The sequence below is a fragment of the Streptomyces sp. NPDC029836 genome (assembly GCF_055574495.1).
In genome coordinates this window covers 1-6,685 of sequence record NZ_JBVHZI010000037.1, presented here as the reverse complement: position 1 = coordinate 6,685, position 6,685 = coordinate 1, and the positions used below count along the sequence as shown (strand labels likewise).

3 protein-coding genes are annotated in these 6,685 nt (G+C 67.3%); 2 read left to right on the top strand and 1 reads right to left on the bottom strand.

Features of this window, described 5'->3' with window-relative positions:
- Positions 1-1,590, top strand: a 1,590-nt coding sequence (locus ACZ4XJ_RS37255) for an ATP-binding protein (RefSeq protein WP_468498872.1), incomplete at its 5' end; no start/stop codon positions are given.
- On the top strand, positions 1,583-4,036 hold the full coding sequence (locus tag ACZ4XJ_RS37250; RefSeq protein WP_468498871.1) for a SpoIIE family protein phosphatase: 2,454 nt from the start codon (positions 1,583-1,585) through the stop codon (positions 4,034-4,036). The genes ACZ4XJ_RS37255 and ACZ4XJ_RS37250, both read left to right, overlap by 8 nt.
- Positions 4,037-4,706: 670 nt before the next feature.
- On the opposite strand, the gene ACZ4XJ_RS37245 is transcribed toward ACZ4XJ_RS37250, so the two are convergent.
- Entirely contained in the window at positions 4,707-5,735 is a 1,029-nt protein-coding gene (locus tag ACZ4XJ_RS37245) for an aromatic acid exporter family protein (protein ID WP_468498870.1), read from the bottom strand.
- Positions 5,736-6,685: the final 950 nt, after the last annotated feature.

Genomic DNA, 6,685 nt, shown 5'->3' with positions numbered 1-6,685 from the left:
GCGGGCATCATCCACTCCGCCGGCTCCGACCTCCTCCAGCTCATCAACGACATCCTCGACCTGTCCAAGGTCGAGGCCGGGAAGATGGACATCAATCTGGAGCGGGTGTCCCTCAAGAACCTCCTGACCTACCTAGAGGCCTCTTTCAGGCCTTTGACCAGTCAAAAGGGCCTCGATTTCGAGATCACCACCTCCCCGGGCGTACCGGTGGACCTCCTCACCGATGACGCACGGCTCCAGCAGATTCTGCGCAACCTGCTGTCCAACGCGGTGAAGTTCACCGAACGCGGCAAGGTGCGGATTCAGATCGAGCCGACGAGCGCCGGCGAGCTGCCCGCGGAGCTGGCGGGCTCCGGATCGGTGGTGGCTTTCAAGGTCTCCGACACGGGTATCGGGATCGCCGAGGAACAGCTGGAGGTGATCTTCGCCGCCTTCCAGCAGGCCGATGGCACCACCAGTCGCAAGTACGGCGGTACGGGGCTGGGCCTGTCCATCACCCGGGAGATCGCCCGCCTTTTGGGCGGTGTCGTGACGGCCACCAGCACTCCGGGCGAGGGTTCGACCTTCACGTTGTACCTGCCCGTCTCGCGTGAGAACGCCGATTTCGGCGAGCGGACCCCGACCGCCCCCGTGCTGGCGGCCGCTGTCGACATCGCGGAGGGGACCGTAGATCAGAATGCAGCAGCACCGACGGAGGAACGACACCCGCGCCGCCTGCTGGTGATCGAAGGGCGTTCGGGCGGCCTCCTGAGCCTGGTCGCCGAAAGCGCCGCCTCGGATATGACCGTCGGACGCACCGCGGTCGACCCGGACGAGCAGGTCGATGTCGTGACGGCGATGACGGCCGCAGAGGCGGCCACCGTGCTCGCGCAATCACCCTTCCACTGCGTGGTCATCGAACTGGGCGCCGGCAGCGAGGCTCTGGACTTCCTCCACGCGGTCGAAGGGGATGCGGCACTGGGCTCCCTGCCGATCCTCGCCCACGACAACCGGCGCCTGACAGGAGCACTGCAGGAGGAGGTGTCCCGACTGGCGACCGGAGGACGCCTGGAAATCATCGCCAGCCTGGACGAACTGCGCGAACGAATCACCCTCCACCTGACCGTCGACACCCTCCGGGGCGTCCCTCCCCTCGTTCAGGGCGGCAGCGACCTGACTCCCGCCGACGATGCCTCGGTGGACTCCGGTCTGGCGGACAAGGTCGTCCTGGTCGTCGATGACGACCCGCGCAACCTGTATGCCATCAGTGGCATCCTCGAACTCCACGGCATCCAGGTCCTGCACGCCGAGAACGGCCGCAAGGGCATCGAAACACTGACGAGCACAGCCGGCATCGACCTGATCCTCATGGACGTGATGATGCCCGAGCTGGACGGCTACGCGGCGACGGCGGAGATCAGGCGCCTGCCCCAGTACGCCGATCTGCCCATTCTCTCCGTCACCGCCAAGGCCATGCCAGGCGACCGCGAGAAGAGCATCGCCGCCGGATCGAGCGACTACATCACCAAGCCCGTCGACGCCAACGACCTCGTCACCCGCCTCCGACACTGGCTCCTGCCCCACAACGCCTCGGGAGCCTCCCGTGCGTGATACGCCCGAGTCCAAGTCCAAGGTCATCGCCGTGAAGGGTACGCCCGACACACATCGCCCCACAGGCCCCACACCACCCGCTGGCGCGACCACGACCGGTACGGCGCAGACAGGTGAGGTGGGCCGTCTGGCGGCCACCGTCGAGCGGCTACGCCGAGAAGCCGCCGAGGCCCAGGAGGCCGCCGACGGGCGCGCATTGATCGAGCTGGCCAAAGGCATCCTCGTGGGACAGTTGGGCTGCGGGCCGGGCGAGGCCGCCCGACAACTGATCAAGTTGTCCGAACAGGCCCAGGTCACCGTCCTGGCCCTCGCGGTCGACATCATCAACCAATCGGCCCGCGACAACGTCAGCGACCTCGCGGAAGAGTTCCTCAAAACCGTCGACGCCGATCCCGCCCTCACCGACGCCACCGCGCCGGCCATCCGACTGCGGGCGGCGGAGAGCCGCGTGTTCGCCGCAACCGATTCCCAAACCGTCGCCACCGCCCTCCTGGACAACGCGCTCACAGCCCTGGGCGCCACCGGAGTGGCGATCTGGTCGGTGGCCCCGGACTCCTCGCTCGCCCTGATGGGCCAGGCCGGATTCACCACCCTGGACGCCGACCGCTGGCGATACGTTCCACCCGAGGTGGCCACCTGCGCACGACTGGCGGTGACCGCACGCGAACTCACGATCGTGAATTCCCTCGCCGACTCGGGCATCCCCACCATCGGCAGGCGCACCCACCCCAACGGCGGGCGCATCATGATCCCCACCGGCACCGGCGGACGCATCATCGGCGTGCTCGAAGTAAGCTGGCCCGACCCCCTGCCGTCCCAACAACCTCAAATCCTGCGCCAACTCGAAGCCCTGGCCGAACTCTGCGCCCACACCCTTGAAGAACCACCTACTCCATCCGAAAGCCCGGTTACGCCCGGCGCCTCCCATTTGGCAGGCCTCGCGGAACTCGCCGACCTGGCCGACCACCTGCAGGACCCCGTACTTATCCTCGCTCCCAGCCTCGATGCGACCGGGCGGCTGCTCGACTTCCACATCCACCACACCAACCAGCGGTTCATGGACCCCGCGGGCCGACCCCGCTCCATGGTCACTGGCACCCACCTCCTGGAGGCCTACCCCACGGCCGGCGAAGGCGATGGGCTCTTCGCGAAGCTCGAGCGCGTATACGCCACCGGCGAGCCCTGTCAGGCACCGCGCATCACGCTCACGGCCAACGTCGACGAGATCCCCCTCACCTCATCCGCCGACGTGAGCATCACTCGACACGGCACCGCCCTCCTCCTCATCTGGAAGATCGAGGACGAAACCGCGCGACTGGCCAGCCTGCTCCAGCACGCGCAGCGCCTGGGACGGGTCGGAGGCTTCGAGCAGAACATCAACAACGGCGAAATCAGCTGGAACGACCAGCTCTACGCCCTGTTCGGCCTGCCACCAACCGCCCCCCCGCTCCCGCTCGAAGAAGTCGCCGGCCGCGCCCACCCCGACGACGTCAACTCCATCGGCCGGTTCCTGCGGACCCTCCTGCACTCGCTCCGCGAGTCCTCCGTCGACTTCAGACTCAAACGCCCCGACGGAAACATCCGCCACATCCGCATGGTGGCAGAACCCGTCCTGGACACCCACGGACGCCTGTACTCGGTCCGCGGAGCCTGCCAGGACATATCCTCCCAGCACTGGACCGAGGTCGCCCTGGCCGCCACCCGCGACCAACTCGCCGACAGCGAGGCCGAATCCGCGGACCGCACCAAGCTCGCCCTCCAGCTCCAGCACGCCATCATGCCCCCCGCGCCCACCGCACAGGAGGTACCCGGCATCCGCATCGCCGTGCGCTACCGCCCGGCCGAGAAAGAATCCCTCGTCGGCGGAGACTGGTACGACTCCATCGTGCTGCCGAACAAGAAGATCCTTCTCAGCGTCGGGGACGTCGCAGGTCACGGCATCCAGGCAGCCACCGGCATGGTTGTCCTGCGCAACGCCCTACGCGGCCTCGCCGTCACCGGAGCCGGCCCCGCCCAACTACTGTCCTGGCTCAACAGCGTCGTCCACCACCTGCCCAGCCACCTCACCGCAACCGCGGTGTGCGGCATCTACGACCCGGCCACCCACACCCTGCGCTGGGCCCGCGCCGGACACCTCCCACCCGTCCTGATCCGCGGCACCCAGGCCCAGGCCTTCCCCCTGACGGCAGGCCTGCTCCTCGGAGTACTCCCCGACGTGGAATTCGAGGAGAAAGAGGTACAGATGGAACAGGAGGACATCCTGCTCATGTACACCGACGGCCTCGTCGAACGACGGGACGTCTCCGTGACCGACTCCCTCACCCAACTCCTCGCCGTGGCATCGCGCCCCGTCGAGACCCTCGAAGGGCGCCTCGACAACCTGCTGACCTACAGCGCTTCCGACACCGACGACGACACCTGCCTCATCGGCGTTCAGCTTCGCTGACCGCTTCACCGGCCCGGGTACGATATACAAAGCATGCGGCTGCTCGGCGCCGATAGCCGTGTCGGCCGCTGAAGTGAGGGCACGCACCGCCTGTCCCAGATCGGCGTGGTGGACCATCTTGCACGTGGCAGCGTACTTGGTCCAACTGCCGCTGGAGCAGTCCGCTATGAGCTCGGCCTCCTTAACCGGAACGGGTCTGACCGTTCTAATCAGGACGCGCGCACCGTCCTCCATCTGGACGATCGCAGGCAGGTTCAGATCCGCCATGTATCGCTGTGTCACCTCGTGACCACATTCATGCGCGACAGTGGCCACCGCAAAGGCGCTGGTTCCGGCCTCTATACCTATTGCCGAGGTCACCGGCCAGTGAATTCCACCCGTATATGTGATCCCCTGAGGGGCGGTCCAGGTATCCGCCGGGCTCTTCGGGGGAGGGCCGAGCGCACCGGTCGGCCGCGCGGCGCCCCTGCCGTGAGCTTTCGGAGTTGGACGGGCTTGTGCCTATCGGTGAAGCTTCCCGATCAACGGCGTCATCTGTGTGTTGCTCTCCCGTCATGGCCTGTCGGGTGCACAGGTGGAGAACAGGAGTCGCCGGCCGCCGTGTCCCTCATGGCGAGGCATCAGCTGCAACCTTTCATTGACGGGGGCTCCACGTACGAGATCGGTAGTCTCAGAACTTCGAGGCGAGGGCGTGGTGGCCGGAGCGGAGGTCGGCCATTAGACGGGCGGCGTCCGTGAGGAGTGAACCCTGCAAGGTGTGTATTTCGGGCGGGGCCTGGGACGGCGCCCATTCCTGCCGCTGTACGCGGTCGAGTTCCGCTTCCGCGTCGTCGATCAGCTCGGTGAGCCGTCGCGCATCGGTAGGAGATGCGTGGCCGATCTCCTGCGTTGCTGCGGCACTTTTGCGGAGCAGGGAACCGAAGCCCGTCCGGAAGGAAGTGGGCAGGTTGTTCATTTCATCGCTGTCCAGGGCGTGGTCGAGGGCGCGCGTCATGGATCGGAGGTGGTCCATGGAGCGTTCGGCGACAGTGACGGCTTCACGGGCTCGAGGCAGCGCCACGTCGGCATCGCCCGGGCCGCGGCGGGGGTGGAGACGGCTGTTCTCGATCTCGCTGTCGATGCCGTGCCGGATGCGTTCGCAGTCGGCGGAGAGTTTGCGCCAGTCACGGCGCCACTGCTGCACACGCTCGGGATCGGGATCGTCCCCTTCGAAAACCTCGGCGAGGCCGCCCAGACGTCGACCGATGCCGGTGTAGAGCTCGGCCACGGCCTCCTGACGGTGGTGGACGTGGCGGGCCGGCGCGAGGACGAGGTGGGCCGCCAGGCCACACAGCGCACCGAGGACCACCGAGGCGGCCAGGTAGCCGATGTAGTCGATCCGTCCCTGCCCGGAGGAGAACGCGAAGAAGCCGACGATGGCGACCTGTGTGCCCTGCTGGCCGAAGCGCCGGACCCTGCCGACACAGAGCGCGATCAAGGTGAGGAGACCGAAGGTCCATCCGTGGATGCCCAACATCGCCGCCAGCGTGGCGGCCAGTGCCGCTCCCACCGCCATCGCGAGAAGATACTGGGCGGAGTCCCGTACCGAGCGGTACACGGTGGCCTGCAGGGCGACCAGCGCGGTGAACGGGGCGAACGTGGACACCGTCGGCGGCAACAGATAGCGCGCCAGAACCCAGGCGACCATGGTCGCGATCACGGTCTTGGCCCCCAGGAGCAGAGCGTCCCGCTCGCCTCCCGGTGCGCGTATCGCCCGTTGGAGGTAGCCGGCCCGTTCCCGGACGGCTACCCGGATTTTGCTGTGTACCTCGCCCCACCTGGGCACATCGATCACCTCTCCCAGACCGTCTTCCCCGCCGATCCGCAATAAACAACGGCTCCCACGGCCGTGCCGACGACGTCAAAGCCGCGTCTGGCGTAGCCCTGCCATCGCCGCAAGGCGGCCGCCGGCCGAGATGGCGAAGCTCTGGTAGGCGCGGCGGTGTTGAGGCGACGGCTGGATAGGCGTGGCGGGACAGTGCCCGGCCACGGCCGGCCTGCCTGATGTGCCGGAGCTACGGGCTGACGCAACCCGCAGTTCGGCAGCCCGATCGGCATCCGGGAGATCGTGGTCACCACCGCACAAGCAACGGGCAGGGCCTGCCGGACCGAGCCCTGGCCCTGACGCTGTGAGCGGCAAGACGGAAACCTGGCTGAGAGAGCATCGCAACTGGCCTGGCCCGCACGGGGCCTGGGTCGAGTGCGTTCCGCGGTCATGGCGGCAGGCCGCCGCTTCGGCTGCGGTCGAGTCTGTGACTCCAGGCGGGCTGTCCTTTCGCCGGGGCACCCCTTACGGTGCAGATGAAGACGTTTTGTACTGGTGGGCCGCAGGGCCGGAGGTGTGTATGGAGTCGCCGACGGTGACGGTTCGCTCCCACGCGGACGCCGTATACGTGGTGTTCTCCACGATCTGCATGTCTCATGAGACATCACTCCCCTTGACCGCCCCAGGCCGGAAGGGTTTCGTCTGGGATAGCCGCAGCGATGGGTCGCAGAAGCGGTGAGACACCAGCGAGCCCTAGGCAGTGTCTGACAAATGATCACGGACTGGTTTCGCGGAGCCAGAGGATCAGCGAGGCCAGGACGACTCCGGCGCGGTAGCGGTCGGCG